This window comes from Nocardia bovistercoris (assembly GCF_015674855.1).
Taxonomy (GTDB): Bacteria; Actinomycetota; Actinomycetes; order Mycobacteriales; family Mycobacteriaceae; genus Nocardia; species Nocardia bovistercoris.
Window position 1 is genome coordinate 37,810 of the sequence record NZ_JADMLG010000012.1, and the last position, 25,449, is coordinate 63,258.

Here is a 25,449-nt window from a genome sequence, read left to right on the forward strand (position 1 = left end):
ACCGACTTCGGCGCGCGGGTTCGGACCGACGCGGTGAAGGCGTCGTGGGCGGGGCCGCCGATCGCGGTGGTCGGTATCGGCGCGGACGGCTGGGAAGGTTTGGGGCGCGCCGGGCGGGATGCGATCGCCGACGGTGCGGTTGTTTTCGGGTCGGCACGGCAGCTCGAGCTGATTCCGGAGGGCGTCGGCGGTGTGCGCAGGCGCTGGCCGTCGCCGCTGGTGCCCGCGCTGCCCGCGCTGTTCGGGGAGGTCGCAGGCAGGCGGGTCACGGTCGTGGCCAGCGGCGATCCGATGTTCTACGGCATCGGCGTGACCTTGGTCGGGCTGTTCGGCGCGCAGGCGCTGCGAGTGTTGCCGCAACCGTCGTCGGCGTCGCTGGCCTGCGCGCGGCTGGGATGGTCCTCGGCCGAGACGCCGGTGGTGAGCGCGGTCGGGCGCCCGCTCACCGCGATCCTGCCCGAACTGTCCGACCGGCGCAGATTGCTGGTGCTCACCCCGGACGCGAAGGGACCGGCCGCGGTCGCGGAACTGCTGCGCGACAACGGTTTCGGCGGGTCCGCGATCACCGTGCTGGAGCAACTCGGCGGCCCGGCCGAGCGCGTGGTGTCCGGTGTCGCGGCGAGTTGGGATCGCCCGCCGGGTGATCCGCTCACCATCGTTGCCGTGGAATGCGCGGCCGAACCGGGGCGACCGCGACTCACGCGGGTGCCCGGCCTGCCCGACGCGGCCTATTCCGGCGACGGCCAGCTCACCAAGGCTGAGGTCAGGGCGTTGACGCTGTCGGCGCTCGCGCCCGCGCCGGGGGAGGCGCTGTGGGACGTCGGCGGTGGTTCGGGCACGATAGCCATCGAATGGTGCCGCACCCATCCGGCGTGCCGGGCGGTGAGTTTCGAGCGTGTCGAGTCGAGGCGGCGCCAGATCACCGACAACGCGGCGGCGCTTGGGGCCGCGCGGGTGCTGGTGCGCGGCGCCGTGCCGCAGGATCTGGACGGCGTGCCGGACGAATTCGGTGCGCCGGACGCGATATTCGTCGGCGGCGGACTCACCGCCGATGGCCTCCTCGAGACATTGTGGTCGCATTTGCGTCATGGCGGTCGCCTGGTGGCGAACGCGGTGACGGCGGAATCGGAGTCGCTGCTGGTCGCGGCGGCGCGGGCGCGCGGAGGTGAACTCCGCAGGTTCCAGATCTATCGGGGAGAAGAACTGGGCAACTTCACCGCGTGGCGCCCGCACCTCCCGGTGGCTCAGTGGACGGTGACGAAAACCGGTCCGTGAGTGCCGGAACGGCCTCGAGGAGGGGTGATTCCGACTCGACGGCGCGGTAGGGTCTCCCCGAGATCCATACCTGGGATCCGTGGTTTCTATTGGGGAGATTGATGAAGTACAAGAAGTTCGCCGCCACCGCGTTGATGGCGGTCGCCGCCACCGGTATCGCGGCAGGCACCTCGGGCGCGGCGCCCGCCGCTCCGGCCCCCGCCGTGCAGAGCCAGGCCGCTCCCGCGGTTCAGGGCGCCGACCAGGGCGTGAACTACGCGGTGCAGTCGCTCGACAAGTCCATTGTCGCCTCGATCACCGGCGGCGCGTTCAGCCTCGACTCCGACAGCAAGAACGTCGTGGTCAAGAACGCCGAGGGCCAGGTCGTCACCGCCATCCCGCTCAAGGCGCAGGTGGGTGACAAGCTGATCTCCATCGGCGCGGCCATCGACCCGTCCGCTCAGCAGCTGACCCTCACCCCTGAGGTCACCCCCACCGCCGACGCCGTGGCCGCCAAGGCCCAGGCGATCGGTTCGCAGGAGTGGTTCTTCGCCGAGCTGCAGCGCGCCTCGCTCGGCGCGGTGATCGGCGCGATCATCGGGTTCTTCTTCTTCGGTGTCGGCCTGCCGATCGGCGCCCTGGTCGGCCTGCTCATCGCGGGCGGCCCGAACCTGATCAACGCGGGCGTCGCCTACTTCAGCGGCCAGCCCTGAGAATTCTGATCCTCGGCGGCACCCGTGAAGCGCGGGAGCTGGCCCGACTGACATCCGGCGAGCGAGGATTCGAGATCGTCTCCTCGCTCGCCGGTCGTGTTCGCGATCCGTTGCTGCCCGAGGGGCAGGTCAGGATCGGCGGCTTCGGCGGCGTCGATGGACTCGTGAGCTATCTGGCCGACACCGCCGTCGACGTGGTGGTCGACGCCACCCATCCGTTCGCGGCGCGGATCGGCGCCAACGCCGCTGCGGCCACCAGCGCGCTCGGCGTGCCGCTGCTGCGGGTGCGGCGCCCCGGCTGGACCGAAGTACCCGGTGACCGCTGGATCCGCGTGCCCGATCCGACCGCCGCCGCCCGCGCGATTCCCGACCTCGGCGAGCGGGTCTTCCTCACCATCGGCCGTCAGGGCGTCGCGGCGTTCGCGGAGCTGTCGCACCCGTGGTTCCTGATCCGCTCGATCGACCCGCCCGCGGGACCGCTGCCGCCTCGGCACGAACTGCTGTGCGCGCGAGGTCCTTTCAGCGTCGACGAGGAGATGGTGTTGTTCTCTCGGCGTCGAATCGACCTGCTGGTGACCAAGGACAGCGGCGGCGATCAGACCGAGGCGAAGCTGCTCGCGGCGCGGGTCGCGGGTGTGCCGGTGCTCATGATCGATCGGCCCGCGCTGGCGCCGGGGGTGCGAGCGGTGCGCGCCGTCGAAGCCGCCGTCGACTGGTTGCGCGATCAGCGTGACAGCAGGCCCGGCAGTTTGTCGAACCAGTCGAGAACCGCTCGTTCGTAATCGATTCCGAATTCCAGGGTCGCGTACTGATGCGGCGGTATCCCGCCGTGTTCATCGTTGCCGCACTTCTCCTTCTCCTCGAGGTAGCGATCGAGGCGGCGCTGGTGGATGTCGCGGTTGGCGCTGATGATGCGGTCGAGGTGTTCCGGGTCGAGGTGGTCGCCGAAGGACAGGGTCAGCAGCAGGGGGACGCGGATGGTTTCGCCGCCGGGGTCGCGGGCGATCCATTCGGCGAAGGCTTCGCGCCCGGCCTCGGTGATGCCGTAGGGGGTGCGGTCGCGCGCACCGGCCTGGCCTTTCTCCACGAGTCCGGCCGCGTCCATGGCGGCGAGCTCGCGGTAGACCTGGCTCTGGGTGATGGTCCAGAAGTCGCCGATGCGATTCTGCGACAGGGTCACCAGATCCCAGCCCGACATGGCTCCTTCGTGGAGGAACCCGAGCAGGGAGGCGGCCGTGGAGTTCAACGGCTTGCGACGGTCGGTCGCCAGGGTTCCGCGTGCTGCATCCTCACGTTCCATAGTGGAATGTTAGCGGATCGCCACGCGAAACGCCCGCACCCCCTACCGCGTGTATCGGCGTGAAGTGTAGACGCGCGGACCGTCCTCGGTCTCGACGTGGGCCGTCGTTGACGCGCCGACGATGAGCAGGGTGCGCATATCCACCTCGGACGGTTCGAGCGCCGCCAGCGTCACCACCCGCACCGATTCGGTCGGACCGCCGACATCGCGGCCGATCACCACCGGCGTGTCCGGCTTGCGATGCTCGAGCAGCACCTCGCGCATGGCCGCGACCTGCCAGGTGCGCTGCGAGGACGCCGGGTTGTAGATCGCGATCGCCATATCGGCCGCCGCCACCGCCGCCAACCGCGCCGCGACGACCTCCCACGGCTTGAGCCGGTCCGACAGCGAGATCGTCGCGTAGTCGTGACCCAACGGCGCGCCCACCCGCGAGGCCACCGCGTTCGCCGCGGTCAACCCCGGCAACACCCGCACCGCGACACCGTGCCATCGCGGTAGCGCTGCCTCCTCGAGCACCGCCGCCGCCATCGCGAAGACCCCGGGATCCCCCGAGGACACCACCGCGACCCGTGCCCCGCGTTCGGCCAGATCCAATGCCATGGCGGCTCTTTCGGACTCCACCCGATTGTCACTGGCATGGCGCCGCTGCCCCGCCCGCACCGGCACCCGATCGATATAGGTGGTGTATCCGACCAGATCGGTGGCTTCGGCGAGCGCGTCCCGCACTTCGGGCGTGGTCCACTCCGTCGCACCGGGGCCGAGCCCGACTACGACGACTTCGCCGCGTGCGCCGGTATGCGGATCGGAACCGTCTGTCGCATCGTCGGAACGCGCCGAGACCAGACCGTCCGATCGCGCCGAATCCGTCGCCTCGGATCGCGTCGAGCCCGCGAAGCCGGATCGCGTCGAGTTCGCGCGTGCGGCCTCCCGTACGGCCGACTCGCTCGGATTCTCGTGCTCGGGCGCGGACCGCGCCTGGCTCGTCGCGGTCTTCGAGTCAGCGGGTCGAGCGATCGCGGGCAGGGGAGTTGTCGGTGTCGGACCGGGTACCAGGGTGATCGAGAAGTACGGGACGTCGGCGTCGTTCACCTCGGCGGCGCGCGCGACGCGCTGGCGGCCGGTGCTGGCGCGTTCGATGTAGTACGCGTCGTCGAGGCGGCCCGATTCGGTGAGCGCCCGGCGCACGGCGGGATAGGTGCGGCCGAGTTTCATGATCGCGGCGGCCTCGGTGTCGCGCAGGCGGCGGGCGAGTTCCTCGGCGGGCAGGGTGCCGGGCAGCACCGTCAGCACCTGTTCGCCTTCGACCAGCGGGGTGCCGAGCGCGGCGGAGGCGGCGCTGACCGAGGTGATGCCGGGGATGATCTCGGCCTCGAAACGGTCGGCGAGCCTGCGGTGCATGTGCATGTAGGAGCTGTAGAACAGCGGGTCGCCCGCCGCGAGCAGCGCCACCGAACGCCCCGCCGACAGGTGCGCTGCCAGTCGCAGGGCCGACTCCTCGTAGAACTCCTCGATGGCGCCCTGATAGCCGCCGGGATGGTCGGTGGTCTCGGTGGTCACCGGATAGACGAGGTGTTCTTCGACCTGATCCGCGCGCATGTACGGCGCGGCGATCCCGCGCGAGATGCTGCGCCCGTGCCGCGCGGAGTGGAAGGCGATCACGTCGGCGGTCTCGATCACCTTGGCGGCCTTGACGGTCACGAGTTCGGGATCACCGGGACCGAGGCCGACGCCCCACAGTTTGCCGGGAGAGACGCTGTCGCTCATTCCTGTTCGCTCGCGATCGCGTTGAGCGCCGAGGCGGTGATGGCGCTGCCGCCTCTGCGCCCGCGCACGGTCAGATATTCGACGCCGCCGTATGCCACGAGCGCGTCCTTGGATTCGACCGCCCCGACGAAGCCGACCGGTATGCCGAGGATCGCCGCGGGCCGCGGCGCACCCGCGTCGAGCAGGTCGAGCAGGTGGAACAGCGCGGTCGGCGCATTGCCGATGGCGACAACCGCGCCGTCGAGTCGGTCGCGCCACAGTTCCAGCGCCGCCGCCGAGCGGGTGGTGCCCGCCGCGGCGGCCAGATCCGGCACGCGGGGATCGGCCAGTGTGCAGATCACCGCATTGTCGGCGGGCAGGCGTTTGCGGGTGACACCGGCGGCGACCATGTTCGCGTCGCACAGGATCGGCGCGCCCGCGCGCAACGCGGCGCGCGCGGCGGCCACCACGCCGGGGGAGAAGGCGATGTCCTCGGCCAGGTCGACCTGCCCGCAGCCGTGGATCATCCGCACCACCACCCGCGAGAGGTCCTCGGGGAACCGGTCGAGATCGGCCTCGGCCCGGATCGTCGCGAACGAGCGCCGGTAGATCTCGGCGCCGTCGGTGAGGTAGCTGGCACGCACGTCGGACATGCGCACCACATTAAGAGCCCATCCGCGCCGCGCGACGCCCAGGGTGCGGCGGCTCAGGTGCGCGGGCGTTCCAGGATGCGCGACATGACAATGGAACTGCGCGTCCGCCCGACGCGCGCGTTCTCCCGTATCCGCTCCACCGTCGACTCGATATCGGCCATGTCGGTGGCCATCACGTGCACGAGTGCGTCGGCTTCGCCCGCGATCGTCCACACGCCGACAACCTGCGGTATCGGTTCCAGGCTCCGTTTGAGTTCGGCCGGGCTGATGTTGTCGCGGTAGTAGACCTCCACGTACGCCTCGGTCTTCCAGCCGAGCGCGGACGGGTTCACCTGCGCCGTGAAGCCGGTGATCTGCCCGCTGGCGACCATCCGGTCGACGCGGCGCTTCACCGCGGGCGCGGACAGCCCGACCGACGCGCCGATCTCCTGGAAGGAGGCGCGCGCGGATTTCAGCAGGTGGCCCAGAATCTGCCGATCGATATGGTCCATATCACTTTCTCCGCTTCTGACACAACGATTCGCTGATTTGAGCACACATGACACAACGATTCGGTATTCCAGGCGCAATGCTAGGTCATTTACGGTCGTGGCAGTGCAAGGATTCGCGCCTACTCCGGGAGATCACATTGACCTCAGTAGCCACCCTTCGGGCACCGGAACCCACTCCGGCCCGGCGCTCCACATCCCGCCGTTACGTCATGTGCCGACCTGACCACTTCGAGGTCGCCTATTCGATCAATCCGTGGATGGATCCCGGCGCGCCGGTGGACCGCGCGCTGGCGCTGGCCCAGTGGGACACGTTGCGCCGCTGCTTCGAAAGCCACGGGCACAGCGTCGAGGTGGTCCCCGGCGTGCCCGGCCTGCCCGATATGGTGTTCGCCGCCAACAGCGGCGTGGTGATCGGCGCACGGGCCATGTCGGCCCGCTTCACCCACCCCGAACGCGCCGCCGAAGGCCCGGCCTACCACGCCTGGTTCGCCGAGCGCGGTTTCGCCCACCTGGTCGCGGCGGGCGAAATCAACGAGGGCGAGGGCGATTTCCTGCGGGTCGGCGACCGCATCCTGGCCGCCACCGGATTCCGCAGTTCCCCCGCCGCGCACCGTGAGGTCGAATCCTTCTTCGGCCGCCCCGTGGTGACCCTCGGCCTCGTCGACCCGCGCTTCTACCACCTAGACACCGCCCTGATGGCCCTCGACGAGCACACCGTCGCCTACTACCCGGCCGCCTTCGACGCCGAAAGCCTCGACGTGCTCGCCGCCCTCTACCCCGACGCGATCCTCGCCCGCGAGGCCGATGCCCTCGTCCTCGGCCTCAACGGCGTCTCCGACGGCCACAACGTCTTCCTCGCCGCCCGCGCTCACGGCCTGGCCGATGCCCTGCGCGAGCGCGGTTACAACCCGGTCGGCATCGACCTGTCGGAACTGCTCAAAGCGGGCGGCGGCGTCAAGTGCTGCACCCTCGAACTGCACTGAAGACCTCACCCGTGCTGTGACATCCACGGCTTCGACCGACCGACTCGATGAACCGTTCAGCGGCGAAATCGGGTATCGGTCGGTGTCCGCCCGCGCCGAGACGCTCATCGACGCGGCGGAGTCAACGGTGCGGAGGGGCCGCCATAGGGGCTCGGGATCGACAGGGGTCCGACGGGAGCCGGGTCGGCGGTTTCGAATGGATCGCCCGCGGGCGGACGGACGACGGGGTCATCGGGTGGGCGTGGGGCGTTGCGGGCGCCACGCGGTATGAGGGTGGGGTCGGGATCGGTGCAGTCCGCGTTCAGGTACGGCAGGGGGTAGTCGGGGACGGACCCGGGGCGTCGCGGCAGGTCGTAGTCGCAGGCGTAGCGAGGATAGATGCTCGCCAGTGCCCACACGCCACCGTCGTGGAATGCCGAGGCCACCGCGTCGAGGGCGGAGCCGTCGCGTTGCCGGGGGAAGAAGAACTCGTTCAGCGCCGGTATGCGGGAATGGGCTACTCGGGAGACGGTGACCAGATTGCCGAGTAGCTGGACCATGGTCGGCGAGTTCTGGGCGAGGACGACATCGAGGGCCGACAGCATCGGCGGGGTTCGGTCGAGCAGTCGTTCGTAGCCGCCGGTCATCGAGGACACGCCTGCGAGGGTGGTCGAGAAATCGGCCGAGGCGGAGCGCAGTGCGGCGTTCCCGTCGTCGAGGGTGTTCAGGACGACTCCGCTGTTGCGGAGCAGGTTCACCGTCTGCGGCAGCACGGTGTCGAGGGTGGAGATCAGGAAGGTCCCGCCGTCGATGATGGTGGCCAGTTTGTCCGGACCGCTCGCGCTGACGCCGAGTTCTCGGGAGATCGCGGCGAGCCGTTCGGGATCGATCTGGGCGAGGGTCGCGCTCAGGCTCTCGAGCATGTCCGACAGTGGCACCGGCGTGGATGTGCGGTCGGCGTCGACCACCGCGCCATCGGTCAGATAGGGGCCGTCATCGGTGTCGGGCACGAAATCCAGGTATTGCTCGCCTGCCGCGGAAAGCCCGGCGGCGCGTACCCGTCCGGTGGCGGGGATACGGACGTGTTCCTCGATGGCGGCGACGGCGACCACCTTGTCTCCGGCGACCCGGACCGACTCGACGCGGCCGACGCGAACCCCGCGTACCGTGACGTCCTGGCCGGGGAGCAGCCCGCCTGAGGCGCGCAATTCCACGCGAACCCGGTAGGGATCATCGAGCGGGTCGATATCGAGGGCGCCGACCAGCAGGTATCCACTGCCTGCCAGCAGAATCGCGAGCAGCCCGGCCAGCGAGCTCGCCGTGCGCCACCGGTGCGCCCGGCGTACGGCGCCGACCAGCAAGTAGGCCGGGATATCCGCCGCGCGGCGGCCACGTGCGTCTGTCATCGCGGCACACCTCCCCACCGTTGGCCGAGGCGATCGAGCATGTGCTGCAACGAGCCGACGAATGCCGTCCAATCGGTCGTATCGGGCAATCGAGCGCCCGACGTGCCGGGAAATCCGGGGTCGGGGACGGCGCCGACGGCCACTTGGGCCACATCGGCATCGATGTGTCCGTTGGGGCCGCTGATCATTTTCAGGACGACCGAGAGCATGGTGTTCAGTTCGCCGAGGTCGGCTTCGGGATTGAGCGCGGCGGCGTTCAAGCCTGCCGCGAGCCGGTCGGCGTTGGCCGCCATGCTCGTATCGTTGGTCCCCGCGATGCTGGGGAACCGCGCGAGCTGGGTGGTGATGATGTGCAAGCGGTCGACGAGGGTGGCGAAGGAGTCGGTGTTGTCGGCCAGAACCTCCATGGCCGGGCCGGCGGCGGTGATGGCGTCGGTGAGGACGCCGCGCTGGGCGGCGAGGGTGGCGCCGAGTTCGGATGAGGCGGCCAGGACGTCGTTGATCCGGGCGGATCGGGCCGAGAGTGTGCTCAGCAACGTGCGGGTCTCCGCCAGGAGGGTGGCGAGTCGTTCGCCGCGGCCGCCGACGTGTTCGCCGAGGGCGGAGAGGACGGTGGTGAGGTGTTCGATGGTTCCGCCGTTGACCAGAAGTGATGCGCGGGTGAGCATTTCCTCGATGGTGGCGGCCGCCGATGTCGACTCCAGCGGGATGGTGGCGCCGTCGGCGAGCGTCGGGGTATCCGCCGCCGGATCCGGGGGTGGTCGCAGTGCGACGAAGACATCTCCCAAGGGTGTCGCCGATCGCAGTTGTGCGCCCGTGCCGAGGGGAAGGCGCACGGCGGCGGTGATGCGCAGGGTCACCACGGCGGTGTAGTCGCGGGCCGACATGGATTCGACCTGGCCGACGTCGGCGCCGTTCAGTTTCACCTTCGCCGCGGTCGGCAGGTTGAGGGCGTTGGTGAAGGTCGCGGTGAGTGTGTAGGTGTCGCCGCTCAGGCCGGGCGCGGGTAACGGAAGTCGGTCGAGCCCGGCGGCGCAGCCGGTGACCGACAGCGCGAGGGTCGCGGCCGCGGTGAGGATGGTGCGGGAGCGAAGTGTCATCGGCCCTGCTTCCGCGCTGCCAGTCCGGTCAGGATGGCGGTGATACCGAAATCCGGGCCCATATCTCGCATGGAGCCGGTGGCGCAGCCGAGGTTGCTCAGCTGCAACAGATTACAGATCTCCTTGACCATCTGACCGTCGAGCAGAACCCTGTTGAGGTCCACCGAGGCGCGCAGCGCGCCCACATTGTGGTCGATGGCGTTGTAGGCGTTGTCGGTGACCAAGGGGAACACGTCGAGGAATTCGGCGAGGTTGTAGTCGTAGGCAGCCAGTGTGCCGGTCAGGGTGTTCGCGTTGCCGACGAGGCCGGAGATGGTGTCCTTGTGGCGGACAAGCAGATCGGCGACCTGGGCGATGATCCGGTTGAGCGTGGCGCCGGTGTCGCCGCCGCCCAGTCGCCGATCGGCGAGGAAGTCGCCGAGTTGGGCTATGGCGCGGCCGAATTCACGCAGCGTGGCGTCGTTGCGGGCGGCGGCTTCGGTGAGCGAGTCGAGGTTGGTGACGATATCGGTGATGGCCGCGCGGGCGGCCGCGCCGTTGTCGGGGCCCTGCCGCAGTGCGCGGGAGAGTTCGTCGAGGGCGGTGCGCATCTCCTGGCCGTTGCCTTCGGTCGCAGCGGCGCTCAGTCCGATCAGGTCGGCGACCGGACCCGAACCGTTGCCGTCCCCGCCGAGGGAGGTGGCCAGTTTCCGCGTCATCGAGAGCAGAGCGTCGAATTCGACCGGTGTCTTCGTGCGGGTCGCGTCCAGGACGGCGCCGTCGGCCAGTGTCGGCCCGTCGCGGTAGACCGGTGTGAGCTCGATGTGGCGGTCGGTGAGTATCGAGTCCGAGATGGTCACCGCCCGGACATCGGCGGGCAACCGGATGCTGTCGTCGATGCTCATCCGCACTTCGACGTCGGCGCCGCGGGCGGTGATGCGGTCGATCCGGCCCACGCGCATGCCGAGCACGGAGACGGCGTTGCCTTCGTAGAGACCGTTGGTGTTGGCGAAATGTGCTGTGACGGTGGTGGTGTCGGAACCGGAGCCACCCGCGCATCCGACCAGGCACGCGGCGCTCGAGACCAGGACGGCGAGTTTGAGGGTATGCGGGGTGAGGCTCATCGGCAGTCCTCGAGGTAAGGGGCTTTGCCCGCGCTGACGGCGACCGCGCTCAGTGCGCACATCCAGGTGTCGAAGAACGCTCCGTCGGGGATGTCGGCGTTGAGCTCGGCGCCGCTGCCGGTGGCATTGGCGAACAATCGCCACGGGACCGGCAGGATTTGCAGGGTGTTGCGCAGCAGATCGTCGTGAGCGGCGATCATCGATGTCATATCGTGCAGGTCGGTCAGTAGCTGTTCGATCTCGGCGTGCTCGCCTACCGCGATCGGTTCGAGCCTGCCGACCAGGGTGGTCGTCGCGTCGAGAAGGCGACGTACGGCGTCCTGGCGAGCGTTGATCTGCTGGAGCAGGGTGCGACCGCGACCGACCATCGCGGCGAGATCGGACCGCTGGGTCTCGATGACGGTGGCGAGGTGACCGGTGCTGGTCAGCAGGTCCCCGATCTGATCGCGGCGTTGGGCGATGACGCTCGACAGAGATCGGACATCGCGCAGGATGCCGGGTATCAGGGTCGGCGCGCCGTCGAGTCCGTGTGAGAGCGCGGTCATCGACTCGGCGATCCGGTCGGCGTCGAGCTGGTCGAAGGTGGTGGTGGCGTCTTGCAGAGCGGTTTCGAGATCGTAGGGAACAGTGGTGTGTGCCAACGGAATTCGATTGTCGGGCAGGACTCCCGCGCCGGTGGAGCGCAGTTCGACGTAGCGCGAGCCGAGGAGCGTGGTGAGCTTGATCGCGGCTTCGGTGTCGGCGCCGAGCGCGGCATCGTCGTTGTCGATCTTCATGATGACCTCGACATGGTCGCCCGCCAGCCGCGTGCCGGTCACCGTGCCGACCGGAATGCCCGCCCAGGTGACCGCGTCGCCCGCGTCGATTCCGGCGGCTTGGGCGAAGTCGGCCCGATAGGTTCGGGCTCCCAGGTGCAGCGAGTTGATCCCGACCGTCGCGACCAGTGCCACCAGTAGCAGGACCACCGCTGTCAGTCCGATTCGTAGCGAGGCGTCCGCCGCACCCGCACGACGCGCGGACTCGCTTCTGAGTAGTGTGCGTAGTCTTTTCATCAGGGTCCTAGCGACAGATCGCGGAGTTCTGAGGTGTGCCGGTCGGTGACGCGGCCCCGAGGATTTGTGAGATCACCGGATCGATCCCTGGCACGACACTGAACCCGATATCGCAGACGTAGGCCTTGACCCACGCGCCGCTGTCGGTGGCACGGACCATGGCTTGCAGCAGCAGCGGGATATTGAATCCGAGGTAGGCGAAACGTTCCCGGCCGTCGACGAAATGGCGGGCGAAGCCGGGTTCGCGGCGCACCAAGTCGTTCAGGGCGGGCGATGCGCCCTCGACCACGGCCGCGGCGTCGGACAGGACGGTGGCGATCCGACCGGTCTGCTCGAGCAGGGTGTCGCGACGGGACTCGAGTCCGTCGAAGATCTTGCGGGTCTGGGCGATCGTGGTCCGCATGGCGGCGCTCTGTCCGTCCAGTGCGGTCATGACCGCCGACAGATTGTCGATGAGTGCGCCGAGGATCTGGTCGGGGCCCGCGAAGGTCTGGGCGAGCGTCGCGGTCTCGGTGATCAGTGCGGCGACCGCGCCGTCGTCGCCTTGCAGTGCCCGGATCAGCGCGGCGGTCAGGTTGTCGACATCCTGCGGGTCCAGGGTGCTGAAGAGGGGTTGGAATCCGTTGAGCAGTGCGGAGATGTCGAAGGAGGGCCGGGTGTGTTCCAGTGGGATCCGTGCTCCGGGCGGGAGGGGCGCCGGGTCGCCGAAGTCGGACAGGCTCAGGTCGAGATATCGCTGGCCGATCAGGTTCTGGTAGGTGACCGAGGCGAGGGTGTCGCCGTAGACGGTCTGATCGTGACGTAGCCGGAAGGTGACTTTCGCGTGCGGCCCGTCGATGTCGATGGCGTCCACCCGGCCCACCCGCACCCCGGCGACCCGGACGTCGTCACCGGCGCGCAGTCCCGAGACGTCGGTGAAGACCGCGGCATAGGTGTCGGTGTCGCCGGTGACGTCGCGTTGCAGCGTCGCGTGGACCATCCAGGTGAGCAGGGCGGCGACCGAGAGGAACGCGGTCAGTCCGGCGAGGTCGCGGCGATGTTTCATCGCGGTCCTCCCGGCTGGGGGGTCGGCGTGCCGATGCCGGGCGGGTCCGTGCCGGGCGGCGCCTGCGGTGACAGGCCGAGCAACTGTGCCACGCCGGCGATTTCGGGCGGAATGCCGAGTGCCTCGGCGAATCGCCTGCGTTGCTCGTCGGTGCCGGGAGACGGGTCGAGAGCGCCGATCACCGGTGGACCCGCCGCGGGACCGTTGTCGCAACTGGCGCCCGCGAGGTCTCCGTAGCGGGGGCAGTCGGTGCGGGTGTACTGCTTGTGCGGTGTGAGTTCGGCGATGACCTTCGCTGTGCCGCTCTGGTTCTCGGCATTCCAGAATTCGCTGGTGAACACGTGGGCGACGCGGGTCTGGGAGGTGGTCATCTGCACGAAGTCGTCGCTGCCTGCGGCCAGCACCGCCAGGACGGGACCCAGTCTGCTGTTGAGGTCGACGATGGTATCGGTGCGGTTGGTCATCGCCGTGCCGACAGTGCCGGTGGTCGCGGTGCCGCCGGTCAGGAGTTCGCTCAGATGCGACCGCTGTTCGGCCACCGTGCGCATCGGCCCGATCGCACTGTGCAGCGCCGCGAGCAGATCGGGTGCGGACTGCTGTAATCCGGTCACTGCCTCGGCCAGCGACGAGAGCAGGGAGAACTCCGCGCCGGAACGGGCTTCGTCATTGTAGGCGCGCACGATCCGGTCCAGTTGACTCGCGGCGCGCAGGGCATCCGCACCCCGGCCACTGGTCGCTCGCTCCACCGTTTCGAGAACTCCGACCGTCGGATCGGCGCCGGGACGTCCCACCGCGGCGACGATGCGGCTCAATGCCGTCAGGGAGGTCTGGAGCTGGACACTGGCTCGACTGTGGTCTTCGGGTATCGACGCGCCCGCGGCCAGTGCCGGACCGGGTCCGTTGTCGATCAGTTGCACCGAGGGGACGGCGAAGACGTTGCTCGGGACCACCCGCGCGGTCACGGTCGCCGGGATACCGGCGGCGTGCTCGGGCACCAGGTCGATACGCACCGTATTGGGTTGTCCCGCGGTGGCCGCTGCCACCTCGGCCACGCTACCCACCAGCACACCGCGATACTTCACATCGGATCGCTTCGGCAGCCCATCACCGACATCGACCAGCATCGCGGTCACCTCGACGGTCGGGGTGAAGGCTCCTTCGGACCGGGCGATCATCGCCGCCACGGTAGCGGTGACCACCGCAAGCACCGCCAGACCGCGTAGGAACAGACCGACATCGGTCAGATTCCGATCCTCGGCTTCGAACGCTATCGACATCGCCTCACCCGCTTATCCTCGAGCCCGCGTCGAAACCCCACAGCGCCAACGTCATCAGCAGATTCACCGAGATCATCACCGTGATGCTCGCGCGCATCGCCCGTCCCGCCGCGACGCCGACGCCCTGCGGGCCGCCACGCGCGTAGTAGCCGTAGTAGCACTGGATGGTGGTCGTGACGATCACGAAAATGATTGCCTTGCAGAGTGAGTAGAGGATGTCGGTGCCGCTGAGCACGAGCGCGAAATAGTGCTCGTAGGTCCCGAAGGACTGTCCGCCGATCACGCCGACGAACACCTCCACCGCGATGTAGTCCGCGGCCAATCCGGCCAGGAACAAAGGGATCACCGCGACGACCGAGGCGAGGAGTCGGGTCGAGACCAGATACGGGATCGGTCGGATCGCGATGGCATAGAGCGCGTCGATCTCCTCGGAGATCCGCATGGCTCCCAGTTGCGCGGTGAACCGGCATCCCGCTTGCGCGGCGAAGGCGATCGAAGCCATGATCGGCGCCAGCTCGCGGGTCGCGGCGGTCGCCGCGATCATCCCGGTCGCGGGCTCCATGCCGAGTAGCTTCAGCGCGTCGAAGCCCTCGATCCCGACGATGCCGCCCGCGGCGGCGCCGAGGATGATCATCACCCCCGCCGTGCCCCCGCCGACGATGAGAGATCCGTTGCCCCAGGTGACATCCGACAGGATCCGCAACGATTCGCGGCTGTAGTGTCGCAGTGCGATCGGGATCGAGACCGCGGTCCGCACGAAGAAGGTCATCATGTGCCCGAGCCGGATGATGCCGTGCCACGGCGGACCCGCCACCGCGGCCGCGGTCCGCACGACGGTCGGGCGATAGACGGTGGCCATCACAGTGTGGTCCTCGGGAACAGGATCGTGTACAACTGCGTGAATCCCAGGTCGACCACCATCAGCACGATGATCGAGGCCACCACCGTGGCGTTGACCGAATTCGCCACTCCCCCCGGCCCGCCGCGGGTGTTCAGGCCCTTCTCGCACGCGATGACGGTGACGATCACCCCGAACACCGCCGCTTTGACCATGGCCAGATACAGATCGCCCGCGGTCGCGAAGGAGGAGAAGGTCGCCAGATAGCTGCCCGGCGTTCCGTCCTGCGCGTAGACGTTGAACAGATAGCCCGCGAGGAATCCGACGAAGCAGCTCACCCCCGTCAGCGCCATGGCCACGACGATCCCCGCGGCCAGCCGCGGCACCACCAGACGTCGCAATACCGAGACCCCCATGACCTCCATCGCGTCGATCTCCTCGCGGATCTTGCGTGATCCCAGATCAGCGCACAACGCCGAACCCACCGCCGCCGCCAGCAGAATGGCCGTCACCAGCGGCGCCGACTGGCGGATCACGGCCAATCCGCTCGCCGCCCCGGCCAGCGCGGAAGCGCCGACCTGCCCGGCCAACAGGCCGAATTGGATGGACAGCGTCGCGCTGATGGGCAGCGCGACCGCCACGGTCGGCAGCAGCGAGGTCTTGACCATGAACGCCGCCTGGGCGACGAATTCGTCGAAGGGAAAGCGCCCCTTGGCCGTATCGGTGACGAGATGGCGCGCGGCGTCGCGCCCCAGGAGCACCTGCCGCCCTACGGTCCGTAGCGATGCGACGGGGTGCCGTTGTGCGTAACCCTTTGTCCACTCCTTGATTTCGGTGCCGGGGGTCGGGGTAGCCGGGCGAGTGACCGGGTCGTCGAGTGTCACTGCGAGCCTCCTCTTTCCAGGGGGTCGACGGCTCAGGGGATTGCGTGAAAGACGTTGGTAGCGATGTCCGTTCGCGCGCACGTATGCCAACGCGTGATTCTTCGACAACGAAGACCGACGGGATGTGCGGTGTCGCGGGGACGTCCTACCGTGAGGCAGGTGCGGGGGCGGCGAGTTCTCGTAGTGCGGACAGGAACAGTTCATCCATTCGGGGGCTGAGTTCGGCCAGGGTCGCGGCGCGGGCATGGCTCGCGGAGCCGAAGACTCGTTCCAGTGCGTCGGTGGTGGTGCTGGTTCCGATCGAAAGGCACAGGCAGGCAACGCCGTCGGTGCGAAGCTCCGCGAGCGCTTTGTGCGCGTCCGCTTCGGCGTAGCGGCCTTCGTAGCCGTCGTCGTAGGGGAATCCGTCCGACAAGACCAGCAGCAGCCGGTTCTCCGTTCCCGCTCGCGCTTTCAGGATTTCCCCCGCGCCACGGATACCCGCGCCCAAACGGGTGTAGTTCGAGGGTTGGAGTTGATTGAGGCGGGCCCGCCCGATGGCGCCGAAACGCTGGTCGAAGGTCTTGATCGCGGGCAGGTGGACCGCATGGCGGCCCTGCGACCGGAAGGCGTAGACCGCGACTCGGTCGCCGAGTTCCTCCAGCGTGAGAGCCAGGGTCGCCGCCGCGCGCCGTTGATGATCGTGGACCGCCGAACCCGCTCGGTCGGTGTCGGTGGCCGAGCCCGAAGCATCGATCAGGACAAGGACGCTCAGGTTGCGAGCGAGTTTTCGGCGTTCCAGGTACACCTGCTCCGGCGGTGCGAAGCCCGAACGCAGGTCTACCACCAGGTCGATGAGCGCCTCGATGTCCAGCTCGTCACCGTCGGGACGGCGACGCAGCACCTTGGGCCCGAGACCGACACGGGAGAGCCGCCGTCGCAGCACATCGTCGTGCGGAACGCCCGCGTCGGAGATGTCGGCGGCGACGGTGAGCGGAAAGTCGATGACCCGACACCAGTCGGGCCGGTACCTGTTGCCGTTGACATCCCACTCCGGGTGCAGAGCGCCGCCGATTCCGGTGGCGGCGCCGGGTTTGCCGTCGTCGGTGAACCGGATTCGGGTTGGCAGCGGTCGCGCGTTCGCACCGACCGTGCGCGCACGCCGCACCGCCCGCGCCTGCGTTCGCGCACCGGCGGAGCCGTCTCCGGGCGAGCGGGAATTGCCGAGTATCTTGCGTAACTGGTCCGACATGGTCCGCGCGCTGAACAATGGGTTCTCGAACAGTTTCAGGATCTTGCTCTGCCCGGATGCCCCGCCGTCCTCCTCGTCGTCTTCCGCGTCGGTGGGTGGTTCGACGAGATCGAACTCCAGACGCAGTTCCTTGTCGGTGGGGGCGCCTGCCTGTCGGGCTGCGGAACCGAGCAGCCGACCGGGTTCGATGACGCCGAACCAGGCAGGCGGCTCATCGACCTCCAACCGACTTGCCGCCAATTCCAGTGATTTCTCGGCGGTTTCGGTTCTCGCCCGCCGGTCGAGGCAGATCTCGGCCGCCGCGGGAAGCACGGGGGCCAACTCGGCCAGCACCCGCCTGCCTTCCAGCGCCAGGTATCGCCGCGCCAAGCCCGGACGCCCCCGCAGTGACTTCACCAACCGCTGGTCCAGACTGCCCCCGCCGATGAGTGCGCTCTGAACCAGCACCTCGCGCCGTTGCTCGGCCAGGGGCAGGCGGGCCGAGACGAAGACGACCCGACCGTTCGTATGCGCGGGCCGACCGACCGGCGCACGCGCCACCTGGATGGACCTGCCCGCGAGATGGGTGGCCAGCAGCGCGAACCGGTCCACGCCGTCGATCATCGAGTTGTTCATGGCCGTGGCAGGACGGCGTCGACGAGTTCATCGAGGGCGCGCACCACATCGGCGTCGTCGGACAGTGTCCGCACGATCGCCGACCGCGCGGCGGCGCGCGGACTCAGCCCCTCGGCGACCAAGCCGCCCGCCAGGATCAGTAGCCTGGTCGAGGCGACTTCGCGCAGCGGCGAGCCGTCCAGGTTCCGGATCGCACGGCCGAGCCCGACCAGTGCGCTCGCGGTCGCGGTATCGATGCCTGCCTCGTGCGCGACGATCTCGATTTCGGTCTCGACCGGCGGGAAGTCGAGTTCGATGGCCACGAAACGCTGTCGGGTCGATTCCTTCAAGCTCTTCAGCACGCTCTGGTAGCCGGGGTTGTAGGAGATCACCAGCTGGAATCCCGGCGCCGCGCGCAGGGTGGTGGCGAGCCGGTCGATGGGTAGCTCGCGGCGGTGATCAGCGAGGGGATGGATGACCACCGTGGTGTCCTGGCGCGCCTCGACCACCTCGTCGAGGTAGCAGATGGCGCCTTCGCGCACGGCACGGGTCAAGGGTCCGTCGACCCAGACCGTCTCACCGCCTTTCAGTAGGAACCGACCGACCAGATCCGCCGAGGTCATGTCCTCGTGACCCGCCGCTGTGATCAGCTCGCGCCCGAGCTCGTGGGCCATGGCCTCGACGAATCGGGTCTTGCCGCATCCGGTCGGCCCCTTCAGCAGGATCGGCGCGCTGCGGCGGGCGGCGGCCAGGAAGACCTCGACCTCGTCGCCGACCGCTCGATAGAACGGCGCCGCGACCGAGGGGAGAAGTGCGGCGGCGGAATTGCTCGACATGTCAGTTTCCTCGCTCGAACGGCACGATCTTCGGGAGTTCCTCGCCCTCGGGCAGTACGAACTTCCCGTCGGGGTCGACGTATCCGGTGTCCTTGCCCGGGATCGGAAGCACGGGATGCGGGCACAGTCTTCCGGTGCCTTCCCCGCAGATGCCCATGTCGAAGTAGGAGCGCTTCTGGATGTCCTCGGGCCAGGGATCTGCGTTCATCGCGAACCACTGCGCGGGCAGGTTGTAGAAGACGAAGAAGAACACGCTGCACGCGGCGAAGATGGCAAGGAAGCGCGTGGTCTGCTGCTTCACGAAACCGCCCTTGATGTGCTCGGACCCGCGTTCCACGAAAGTCCGGCCTCGGTCGTCGGTGAAGTAGCGCAGCGCGCACAGTCCAGCCTGCACCCCGCCCCACATCAGCCCTTCGTAGATCGGCCACTGGTAGTAGGTGCCCGCGTTGATCGAAAGTGACTGGATCGCACCGGGATAGGTGAACAGACCCATCGGCATCAGGAACAAGCCCTCGATGACCAGATCGAAGAAGAACGTCCACACGATCAGCACGCCGATCAACCCGTAGTTGTTGATGTTCGGCCACTTCCGCTTGGCCAGCCGCATGATCCAGCAACCGAGGATCGTGCACAGCAGCACGCCGTAGGAATAGCCCGCCGCGTTCATCAGCAGCGGTTCGGCCATCATCGCGCCCGGCTCCGAATACGAACGCCAGCCGGGGATTTCGGCCACCCACGAACCGCGATTGAACATCCAGGTGTTGTAGGTGCTCCACGTGTTGAAGTAGTTGAGGAGCGGATCCTGGAAGAACAGCAGACCGCACGCGACCAACAACATGCCGTCGGTGGTGATCCGCCGCTCGCGTCGCCACGGTCTGACGATGAAGAAATAGACGCCGATCGGCCATCCGGCCAGGATCACCGTGGTCCAGGTGATCAGGATCGTCTTCATCCACGTCGGCGGATCACTCGGCCCGGTCGGCACCCGCTCGAAATGCGGTCCGGTCGCCCAGCGGATCCAGACGTATGCCTGGAACGCCAGGATCACGGCGCCGATGACGGCCCAGACCAGCACGGGTTTGCTGGGCGATTTCACCTGCGCCCCCAGTGCGGCGGAGCCGCCGATCGACTCGGTGACGGTGGGAGATTTCCTGCTCGACAGTTCGGTCACGACACTGTCCCTTCGGATCGTCGCGGTACAGCAGGCACGGCATCGGCGGGGAAACGGGATGCGGTGCGGCAACGGGCTCGCGTCGGGGATTCGCTTCGACGGGGGAGCCGACGGCTCCCCTTCTGCTCGGGCCCTGCTCGTTTAAGATACCACTGAGTATCTGACCATCCAAGGGGTATCGAAGATCCTGTTATAGGCTGGCGGATATGGTCGAGCGATGGACGGTGGAGCGACGGATGGAGCGCACCCGATCGCTCCTGCTGGACGCCGCGGAGGAAGTGTTCGCCGAAAAAGGCTTCACGGCAGCGACGCTCGATGACATCGCGCACGCGGCCGGCTACACGAAGGGCGCCATCTACAAGCATTTCGCCACGAAGGAGGATCTGTTCCTCGCCGTGAGCGACTGGTACTGGCGGCGCTATTTCGATACCTTCGCCGAGGTGCTGTCGGCGGCGAGCGAGGTGGGGGCCGATGTTCTGGATCAGGTCGCGCAGCGGTGGCGTCAGCTCGGCGCCGACCGCGGCGCCGAGCATGCGGCGCTCGGATTCGAGTTCACGTTGTACCTCAACCGCAACCCCGATGCCCGCGAGCGTGTCGCGGCCAAGCGGGCGGAGGTCGTCGCGGCGCTCACCGGTTTCATCACCGAAGGTCTGGAGCGTATCGGGGCGACCATTTCCATCCCCCCGTCGACCTTCGCGCGCGTGCTCATCGCCACCACCGATTCAGTAGTGCTCGGTACTCGTCTCGATGATGTGGACCTGTACCGGCCGACTCTCGAAATGTATATGTCCGTGATCGAACTGCCCTGACGGCAAAGGCTCGAATCTCATCGAGCGCGCGCGACCACTACGACTCCGGCGATGATTCGCGGTCGCCTTCGATTTCCCGCAGGGCGTCTTCGACCAGAGCGACCGCGTCTTCGTGCGCGGTATCGAGATCGAAAGCCTCCTCCATGCGCAGGAAACGAGATATCGCGGACATGAGCAGGACCAGCGCGGCCGGGGTGTAGGCGTGCGCGCGGGGGCCGTAGGCGTCGAGTATCCGGGTGACGGCGTCGAGTTGTAAGGCGCGGAATCGACGGGAGGATTCCGCGATCTCGACGCGAATATCCTTGCGGTGGTTGGCCAGCGCGACGAATTCCATCGTCAACGCGGTGTGGGACTGGTCGTGGATGGCCTCCCACAGCGCCCAGAGCGGCTGGGCGGATCCCAGCGCCTCGGCCTGGCGTCGGTAGCTGCGCTCCGCGCCGCGGCGGAACAACTCGATGAACAGGTTGTCCATATTGCCGAAGTAGTAGTAGACGAGCGCGGAGTTGGCCTCGGCTCGCGCGGCGAGGCGTCGCGTGCTGACCGCCGCGTAGCCTTCGGCGAGCATGATCTGCTCGGCGGCATCGAGCAGTGCCGTACGCGTGGGAGAGTTCTCACGGTCTGGTTCGCGGGCGGAACTCATCTGTTGCCTCTCGCTGTGCGCACACCGCTTCCGGTGCGCGTGGGTTGCTTCGACGCGGCAGCCTCGATACCGCGATGACCGCTTGCCGCGATTGTGCCGGTGCTCGCGGCGCACAACATAGCCCGTTCCGATGCGCGAGGTGCTCCCTCGTACGCCCTTGACAGCTGCGACATGCGTCACGTATATCTTAGGCACTCGATTAATCAATCACTCGATTAAGGCCCCGGAGCTGCGCTTATCGGCGCTCCGATCATGACTGTCGACTCCGCCGCAGGCCGCGAAGAATGTGAGTGTCGCCCGTGCAACCTCCCCGTTCCGTCGCCCCGATGAGGCGAGTTCCGCGCACACCGATCCACCCGGTCCGCCGTCGGAAGGCGACACGATGAATCCGAGCGCCGCGCCCGACGCGGGACCCGATCGCGTCGTCGTGGTGACCGGCGGCGCCTCGGGGATGGGACAGTCGATCTGCGAGGCATTCGCGGCGCACGGATATCGCGTCGCCGTGCTCGATATCGACGGTGCGGGCGCCGAGCGCGTCGCCGATGGCATCGGCGCCCGAGGTGGCACGGCGATCGCCTGCGCGACCGACGTCACCGATCGCGGGGCGGTCGACGAGGCCGTGAACAAGGTCCGCGCGGAATTCGGTGCGATCGAAATTCTGGTCACCAGTGCGGGTTTGGTCGGTTTCGCGCCTTTCACCGAGATCTCGCCGCAGGCGTGGAACCGGTTGATCGACGTCAACTTGAACGGCGTGTTCCACTGCGTGCAGGCCGCGATCCCGGACATGATCGCGGCGGGCTGGGGCCGCGTCGTCACCATCTCGTCCTCGAGCGCCCAACGCGGATCGCCCGGTATGGTGCACTACACGGCGGCCAAAGGCGCGGTGGTCGCGATGACGAAGGGGTTGGCGCGCGAGTACGCGGCCGCCGGTATCACCGTGAACACCATTCCGCCTTCGGGTATCGACACCCCCATGTCCCGGCGATCCCAAGCCGAAGGTCACCTTCCCGACAACTCCGTCATGGCCCGCGCCATCCCGGTCGGGCATCTCGGCACCGGCGCGGACATCGCCGCGGCCTGCCTGTTCCTGGCATCGGAGGACGCCGGATACATCACCGGTCAGGTACTCGGCGTGAACGGCGGGTCGGTCATATGACGCGGGCGAGCCCGCGGCTGGCTCCGCTGCCGGTCGAGGAGTGGGACGAGCGCACCCGCGAGATGATGCGCGGTCATCTGCGCGCGGCCGACCGGTACCTGTCCGGCGCTCCCGACGCGCCGCCGGTGCCCAATGTGCTCGGCATGCTGGCGCACCACGGCGAACTGGCCTCGGCGTGGCTCGGCTACAACGGACTGCTGCTCGACCGTCCCACGCTGGACCCGCACCACCGCGAACTGGTGATTCTGCGGGTCGCTCGGCGCTGCGGGTCGGCCTACGAGTGGCACCAGCACGTCCGCGCCGCGACCCGACTCGGTATGTCCGAGGAACGCATCGATGCCGTGCGCTGCGGCGCCGCCGCCGCGACCTGGTCTCCGCTGGAGAAGTCCTTGCTGGCCGCGACCGATCAACTGCTGACCGACCACCGGGTCGACGACTCGACCTGGTCCGTGCTGGCACGCCACCTCGACAACCGCCAACTGCTCGAGCTGCTGTTCGTCGTCGGGTCGTATCTGTGCCTGGCCTTGGTCTTCAACAGCGTCGACCTGCAACCCGATCCCGATCATCCCGAGACACCGTCACAACCGGAAACGGAGGAACGACCGTGAGCGCACCGGCGAAACAGCGTCAATGGCCGCGGCCCGCTGAGGGCACTTGGACCGAGCACTACCCCGAGCTCGGCACCGGGATGATGTCGTTCGAGGACTCGGTGTCGCCGGAGTTCTTCGAACTCGAGCGCAAGGCGATCTTCGCGCGCGCCTGGCTGAATATCGGTCGTGTGGAACAACTTCCGCGCACCGGCAGCTACTTCACCAAGGAACTCGACGTCGTGCGCGCCTCGATCGTCGTGGTGCGCGACCGCGACGGGAACGTCAACGCCTTCCACAACGTGTGTCGCCACCGCGGGAACAAGCTGGTGTGGAACGAGTTCCCGCGCGCGGAGGACTCGGGCACCTGCCGTCAGTTCACCTGCAAATACCACGGTTGGCGCTACGGACTCGACGGCGCGCTGGAATTCGTGCAGCAGGAGGGCGAATTCTTCGACCTGGACAAGAAGGATCTGGGTCTGGCGCGGGTGCACTGCGAGGTGTGGGCGGGCTTCATCTTCGTGAATCTCGATGTGGAACCCCGCCAGACCTTGCGCGAATTCCTCGGCCCGATGATCACCGACCTCGAAGGCTATCCGTTCGAGAAGATGACCGAGTGGTACGAGTTCCGGGCCGACAACCAGAGCAACTGGAAACTGTTCGCGGACGCGTTCCAGGAGTACTACCACGTACCTGGGTTGCATTCTCAGCAGGTGCCCAGCGGGGTGCGCACCCCCGGTAAAGGTTTCGAATGCGCGCATTTCCAGATCGACGGACCGCATCGGATGGTGTCCACCGGCGGCGCCCGGCGGTGGACATTACCCGCCGAATTCATGTATCCGATCGAACGGGTCACTCACAGCGGACTGGTCGGGCCGTGGGAATCACCCGACATCGGGATGCCTCCTCCCGGGCTCAACCCCGGTCGCGTAGAGCCGTGGGGTATCGACAATTTCCAGATCTTCCCCAATATCGAGATCCTGATCTATCGCGGCTGGTACTTGCTCTACCGCTACTGGCCGACCTCCTACAACAGCCACCGGTTCGAGGGCATGTTGTGTTTCCAGCCCGCCCGCACCGCGCGCGAGCGCGTCGAACACGAGACGGCGGCGGTGGTTTTCAAGGAATTCGCGTTGCAGGACGCGGGCATGCTCACCGGCACCCAGACGGCGCTGGAGTCGGCGTACCGCACCGCGGGCATGACCCACTTCCCCGTCAACGATCAGGAGATCCTGGTGCGCCATTTCCACAAAGCGGTGGCCGACTGGGTCGACGAGTACCGCGGCGAGCAGGCGGGTGGGCGATGACGTCGACCGTATTGCCCCCGGCCTTCGAGGATCTGGAACGCTTCGCCGAAAGCTGGTGTCTGGCCACCGAAACCGAACGCTGGACCAAGCGTATGAATACCCCGTTGGCGGATATGCGCCTGTTCTACGACGCGTGTTTTCCCCGTGTCGAGGACGCGATCACCTATTGCGACAAGTTTCCGCTCGACGATCTGCCCGAGGACGCGATCAACCTGCTTCGGTTGGTGTATTCGCTGGTGATGGTGTCGATGGCGATCGAAATCTTCCAGCAGGCCAAGCCTGTCGACAGTGCGGACGCCGAACTCGAGCGCGTTGCCGAACCCTGGCCATGACCGGGTCCTGAATCTCGGCCGCCGCCGTGGGTGGGTGGCGGCCGAGCCCTCTTCGACCATTCCCGACAGCCTGGCTCGTTCGGAGCCCGCGGCGGAAAGGACGTCACGATGACGATCACGATCGACGAACTCAGCGATACCGTCGGCGCGGAGGTGCGCGGACTGCGTGTCGAGGAGCTGCTCGCCGACAAAACCCTTCCCCAAACGATTTTCGACGCTCTCGAGGAACACGGCGTTCTCGTCTTCCGTGATCTGCATCTGGATCCGGAGACCCAGGTCGCGTTCTGCCGAGAGTTGGGGGAGGTGGACTATTCGCCGGGCCATCACCCGGTCGCGGGCATCTACCGGGTCAGCTTGGATACCAGCAAGAACTCCTCCGCGAGTTACCTTCGGGCGACCTTCGACTGGCATATCGACGGCTGCACCCCCGAGGACGACGCCTATCCGCAGAAGGCGACGATGCTCACCGCCAAGGCGGTCGCGATCAGCGGCGGGGAAACCGAATTCGCCAGCACCTACGCCGCTTTCGACCAGCTCGGCGCCGGCGAGCGCGAACGCCTGGCGTCGTTGCGTGTGGTGCATTCGCTCGAGGCGTCCCAGCGCCTGGTCACCGCGGAGCCGACCCCGGAACAACTCGCGGTATGGCGGCGACGGCCGAGCAAGGAGCATCCGCTGATCTGGACCCACAAGTCCGGTCGCCGTTCGCTGGTGCTCGGCGCGTCGACCGATCACGTCGTCGGCATGGACGCCGGGGACAGTCGTGCGTTGCTGGACGACCTGCTGCACCGGTCCACCGAACCCGAACGGGTGTACCGGCACGAATGGTCGGTCGGCGACACGGTGATCTGGGACAACCGCGGCGTGATCCACCGCGCCGCACCCTATCCGGCCGATTCGCCGCGAGAGATGTTGCGCACCACCGTCCTGGGCGACGAGCCCATCGCCTAGCCCATCACCCAGCCCGT

26 protein-coding genes are annotated in these 25,449 nt (G+C 67.8%); 10 read left to right on the top strand and 16 right to left on the bottom strand.

The window, feature by feature from the left end:
• Window positions 1-33 precede the first annotated feature (33 nt).
• The 3 genes from cbiE to IT779_RS25870 all read left to right on the top strand — a co-directional run bounded on the left by cbiE (window position 34) and on the right by IT779_RS25870 (window position 2,749).
• Window positions 34-1,275 carry a precorrin-6y C5,15-methyltransferase (decarboxylating) subunit CbiE gene (gene cbiE, locus IT779_RS25860; RefSeq protein ID WP_196152028.1) on the top strand — a complete coding sequence of 414 codons (1,242 nt, stop codon included), beginning with the start codon at window positions 34-36 and terminating at the stop codon, window positions 1,273-1,275.
• A gap of 101 nt (window positions 1,276-1,376) precedes the next feature.
• Window positions 1,377-1,967, top strand: coding sequence for a hypothetical protein (locus IT779_RS25865; RefSeq protein WP_196152029.1), 591 nt, complete (start codon window positions 1,377-1,379; stop codon window positions 1,965-1,967).
• The gene (locus tag IT779_RS25870; RefSeq protein ID WP_196152223.1) at window positions 1,964-2,749 is read left to right on the top strand and encodes a cobalt-precorrin-6A reductase; all 786 of its coding nucleotides are present in this window, start codon (window positions 1,964-1,966) and stop codon (window positions 2,747-2,749) included. Before IT779_RS25865 ends, IT779_RS25870 begins: the two co-directional genes overlap by 4 nt.
• Here the strand turns inward: IT779_RS25870 and IT779_RS25875 are convergent.
• Genes IT779_RS25875 through IT779_RS25890 form a run of 4 tightly spaced genes read right to left on the bottom strand, consistent with a single transcriptional unit; the run spans window position 2,692 to window position 6,154 of the window.
• Entirely contained in the window at window positions 2,692-3,267 is a 576-nt protein-coding gene (locus IT779_RS25875; protein ID WP_196152030.1) for a PadR family transcriptional regulator, read from the bottom strand. The two genes, IT779_RS25870 and IT779_RS25875, sit on opposite strands and share 58 nt — an antisense overlap.
• Window positions 3,268-3,309: 42 nt before the next feature.
• Entirely contained in the window at window positions 3,310-5,031 is a 1,722-nt protein-coding gene (locus tag IT779_RS25880; protein ID WP_196152031.1) for a precorrin-3B C(17)-methyltransferase, read from the bottom strand.
• Window positions 5,028-5,663, bottom strand: a complete 636-nt coding sequence (locus IT779_RS25885; protein WP_196152032.1) for a precorrin-8X methylmutase — start codon at window positions 5,661-5,663, stop codon at window positions 5,028-5,030. The genes IT779_RS25880 and IT779_RS25885 overlap by 4 nt, the downstream gene beginning before the upstream one ends.
• A 53-nt stretch (window positions 5,664-5,716) precedes the next feature.
• A complete protein-coding gene (locus tag IT779_RS25890; protein WP_196152033.1) occupies window positions 5,717-6,154 on the bottom strand; it encodes an Lrp/AsnC family transcriptional regulator in 438 nt (145 codons plus the stop codon).
• Window positions 6,155-6,291: 137 nt separating this feature from the next.
• Between IT779_RS25890 and ddaH the strand changes: the two genes are divergently transcribed.
• Window positions 6,292-7,137, top strand: coding sequence for a dimethylargininase (gene ddaH / locus IT779_RS25895; RefSeq protein WP_408637795.1), 846 nt, complete (start codon window positions 6,292-6,294; stop codon window positions 7,135-7,137).
• Between the two features lie 104 nt (window positions 7,138-7,241).
• On the opposite strand, the gene IT779_RS25900 is transcribed toward ddaH, so the two are convergent.
• The 11 genes from IT779_RS25900 to IT779_RS25950 all read right to left on the bottom strand — a co-directional run bounded on the left by IT779_RS25900 (window position 7,242) and on the right by IT779_RS25950 (window position 19,653).
• Window positions 7,242-8,594, bottom strand: coding sequence for an MlaD family protein (locus tag IT779_RS25900; protein WP_408637796.1), 1,353 nt, complete (start codon window positions 8,592-8,594; stop codon window positions 7,242-7,244).
• Window positions 8,519-9,622 (bottom strand): MlaD family protein, encoded by a 1,104-nt coding sequence (locus IT779_RS25905; RefSeq protein ID WP_196152036.1) that lies wholly within the window; start codon window positions 9,620-9,622, stop codon window positions 8,519-8,521. Before IT779_RS25905 ends, IT779_RS25900 begins: the two co-directional genes overlap by 76 nt.
• Window positions 9,619-10,725, bottom strand: a complete 1,107-nt coding sequence (locus tag IT779_RS25910; protein WP_196152037.1) for an MCE family protein — start codon at window positions 10,723-10,725, stop codon at window positions 9,619-9,621. The genes IT779_RS25905 and IT779_RS25910 overlap by 4 nt, the downstream gene beginning before the upstream one ends.
• Entirely contained in the window at window positions 10,722-11,777 is a 1,056-nt protein-coding gene (locus IT779_RS25915) for an MCE family protein (protein ID WP_196152038.1), read from the bottom strand. Before IT779_RS25915 ends, IT779_RS25910 begins: the two co-directional genes overlap by 4 nt.
• Before the next feature lie 7 nt (window positions 11,778-11,784).
• Window positions 11,785-12,822, bottom strand: a complete 1,038-nt coding sequence (locus IT779_RS25920; protein ID WP_196152039.1) for an MCE family protein — start codon at window positions 12,820-12,822, stop codon at window positions 11,785-11,787.
• Window positions 12,819-14,099, bottom strand: a complete 1,281-nt coding sequence (locus IT779_RS25925; protein WP_196152040.1) for an MlaD family protein — start codon at window positions 14,097-14,099, stop codon at window positions 12,819-12,821. The genes IT779_RS25920 and IT779_RS25925 overlap by 4 nt, the downstream gene beginning before the upstream one ends.
• A 4-nt stretch (window positions 14,100-14,103) precedes the next feature.
• The gene (locus IT779_RS25930; protein WP_196152041.1) at window positions 14,104-14,958 is read right to left on the bottom strand and encodes an ABC transporter permease; all 855 of its coding nucleotides are present in this window, start codon (window positions 14,956-14,958) and stop codon (window positions 14,104-14,106) included.
• Window positions 14,958-15,821 (bottom strand): MlaE family ABC transporter permease, encoded by an 864-nt coding sequence (locus IT779_RS25935; protein ID WP_196152042.1) that lies wholly within the window; start codon window positions 15,819-15,821, stop codon window positions 14,958-14,960. Before IT779_RS25935 ends, IT779_RS25930 begins: the two co-directional genes overlap by 1 nt.
• A gap of 145 nt (window positions 15,822-15,966) precedes the next feature.
• The gene (locus tag IT779_RS25940; RefSeq protein WP_196152043.1) at window positions 15,967-17,667 is read right to left on the bottom strand and encodes a nitric oxide reductase activation protein NorD; all 1,701 of its coding nucleotides are present in this window, start codon (window positions 17,665-17,667) and stop codon (window positions 15,967-15,969) included.
• Entirely contained in the window at window positions 17,664-18,482 is an 819-nt protein-coding gene (locus IT779_RS25945) for a CbbQ/NirQ/NorQ/GpvN family protein (protein WP_196152044.1), read from the bottom strand. Before IT779_RS25945 ends, IT779_RS25940 begins: the two co-directional genes overlap by 4 nt.
• A gap of 1 nt (window position 18,483) precedes the next feature.
• Window positions 18,484-19,653 (bottom strand): spirocyclase AveC family protein, encoded by a 1,170-nt coding sequence (locus IT779_RS25950; RefSeq protein ID WP_196152045.1) that lies wholly within the window; start codon window positions 19,651-19,653, stop codon window positions 18,484-18,486.
• Window positions 19,654-19,859: 206 nt separating this feature from the next.
• Here IT779_RS25950 and IT779_RS25955 point away from each other — a divergent pair, with 206 nt between their 5' ends.
• A complete protein-coding gene (locus IT779_RS25955) occupies window positions 19,860-20,462 on the top strand; it encodes a TetR/AcrR family transcriptional regulator (protein ID WP_196152046.1) in 603 nt (200 codons plus the stop codon).
• Between the two features lie 37 nt (window positions 20,463-20,499).
• Here IT779_RS25955 and IT779_RS25960 read toward each other — a convergent pair whose 3' ends face one another.
• On the bottom strand, window positions 20,500-21,102 hold the full coding sequence (locus tag IT779_RS25960; protein ID WP_196152047.1) for a TetR/AcrR family transcriptional regulator: 603 nt from the start codon (window positions 21,100-21,102) through the stop codon (window positions 20,500-20,502).
• Between the two features lie 382 nt (window positions 21,103-21,484).
• Between IT779_RS25960 and IT779_RS25965 the strand changes: the two genes are divergently transcribed.
• The 5 genes from IT779_RS25965 to IT779_RS25985 all read left to right on the top strand — a co-directional run bounded on the left by IT779_RS25965 (window position 21,485) and on the right by IT779_RS25985 (window position 25,432).
• Window positions 21,485-22,258 carry an SDR family NAD(P)-dependent oxidoreductase gene (locus tag IT779_RS25965; protein ID WP_196152048.1) on the top strand — a complete coding sequence of 258 codons (774 nt, stop codon included), beginning with the start codon at window positions 21,485-21,487 and terminating at the stop codon, window positions 22,256-22,258.
• Window positions 22,255-22,866: a carboxymuconolactone decarboxylase family protein gene (locus tag IT779_RS25970; protein ID WP_196152049.1), complete on the top strand. Its 612-nt coding sequence runs from the start codon at window positions 22,255-22,257 to the stop codon at window positions 22,864-22,866. The genes IT779_RS25965 and IT779_RS25970 overlap by 4 nt, the downstream gene beginning before the upstream one ends.
• Window positions 22,863-24,152, top strand: coding sequence for an aromatic ring-hydroxylating oxygenase subunit alpha (locus IT779_RS25975; RefSeq protein ID WP_332838965.1), 1,290 nt, complete (start codon window positions 22,863-22,865; stop codon window positions 24,150-24,152). The genes IT779_RS25970 and IT779_RS25975 overlap by 4 nt, the downstream gene beginning before the upstream one ends.
• Window positions 24,149-24,484, top strand: a complete 336-nt coding sequence (locus IT779_RS25980) for a hypothetical protein (RefSeq protein ID WP_196152050.1) — start codon at window positions 24,149-24,151, stop codon at window positions 24,482-24,484. The genes IT779_RS25975 and IT779_RS25980 overlap by 4 nt, the downstream gene beginning before the upstream one ends.
• Before the next feature lie 108 nt (window positions 24,485-24,592).
• Window positions 24,593-25,432 (top strand): TauD/TfdA dioxygenase family protein, encoded by an 840-nt coding sequence (locus IT779_RS25985; RefSeq protein WP_196152051.1) that lies wholly within the window; start codon window positions 24,593-24,595, stop codon window positions 25,430-25,432.
• The last annotated feature ends 17 nt before the right edge of the window (window positions 25,433-25,449 follow it).

What these genes read in the sequence shown, in the direction of transcription:
- IT779_RS25865 (WP_196152029.1), top strand. Translation starts at nt 1,377, where the DNA reads ATGAAGTACAAGAAGTTCGCCGCCACCGCGTTGATGGCGGTCGCCGCC.
- IT779_RS25920 (WP_196152039.1), bottom strand. Translation starts at nt 12,822, where the DNA reads ATGAAACATCGCCGCGACCTCGCCGGACTGACCGCGTTCCTCTCGGTC.
- IT779_RS25880 (WP_196152031.1), bottom strand. Translation starts at nt 5,031, where the DNA reads ATGAGCGACAGCGTCTCTCCCGGCAAACTGTGGGGCGTCGGCCTCGGT.
- IT779_RS25925 (WP_196152040.1), bottom strand. Translation starts at nt 14,099, where the DNA reads ATGTCGATAGCGTTCGAAGCCGAGGATCGGAATCTGACCGATGTCGGT.
- IT779_RS25970 (WP_196152049.1), top strand. Translation starts at nt 22,255, where the DNA reads ATGACGCGGGCGAGCCCGCGGCTGGCTCCGCTGCCGGTCGAGGAGTGG.
- IT779_RS25985 (WP_196152051.1), top strand. Translation starts at nt 24,593, where the DNA reads ATGACGATCACGATCGACGAACTCAGCGATACCGTCGGCGCGGAGGTG.
- IT779_RS25980 (WP_196152050.1), top strand. Translation starts at nt 24,149, where the DNA reads ATGACGTCGACCGTATTGCCCCCGGCCTTCGAGGATCTGGAACGCTTC.
- IT779_RS25875 (WP_196152030.1), bottom strand. Translation starts at nt 3,267, where the DNA reads ATGGAACGTGAGGATGCAGCACGCGGAACCCTGGCGACCGACCGTCGC.
- IT779_RS25910 (WP_196152037.1), bottom strand. Translation starts at nt 10,725, where the DNA reads ATGAGCCTCACCCCGCATACCCTCAAACTCGCCGTCCTGGTCTCGAGC.
- IT779_RS25955 (WP_196152046.1), top strand. Translation starts at nt 19,860, where the DNA reads ATGGTCGAGCGATGGACGGTGGAGCGACGGATGGAGCGCACCCGATCG.
- IT779_RS25960 (WP_196152047.1), bottom strand. Translation starts at nt 21,102, where the DNA reads ATGAGTTCCGCCCGCGAACCAGACCGTGAGAACTCTCCCACGCGTACG.
- IT779_RS25885 (WP_196152032.1), bottom strand. Translation starts at nt 5,663, where the DNA reads ATGTCCGACGTGCGTGCCAGCTACCTCACCGACGGCGCCGAGATCTAC.
- IT779_RS25945 (WP_196152044.1), bottom strand. Translation starts at nt 18,482, where the DNA reads ATGTCGAGCAATTCCGCCGCCGCACTTCTCCCCTCGGTCGCGGCGCCG.
- IT779_RS25940 (WP_196152043.1), bottom strand. Translation starts at nt 17,667, where the DNA reads ATGAACAACTCGATGATCGACGGCGTGGACCGGTTCGCGCTGCTGGCC.
- IT779_RS25915 (WP_196152038.1), bottom strand. Translation starts at nt 11,777, where the DNA reads ATGAAAAGACTACGCACACTACTCAGAAGCGAGTCCGCGCGTCGTGCG.
- IT779_RS25930 (WP_196152041.1), bottom strand. Translation starts at nt 14,958, where the DNA reads ATGGCCACCGTCTATCGCCCGACCGTCGTGCGGACCGCGGCCGCGGTG.
- IT779_RS25965 (WP_196152048.1), top strand. Translation starts at nt 21,485, where the DNA reads ATGAATCCGAGCGCCGCGCCCGACGCGGGACCCGATCGCGTCGTCGTG.
- IT779_RS25890 (WP_196152033.1), bottom strand. Translation starts at nt 6,154, where the DNA reads ATGGACCATATCGATCGGCAGATTCTGGGCCACCTGCTGAAATCCGCG.
- IT779_RS25905 (WP_196152036.1), bottom strand. Translation starts at nt 9,622, where the DNA reads ATGACACTTCGCTCCCGCACCATCCTCACCGCGGCCGCGACCCTCGCG.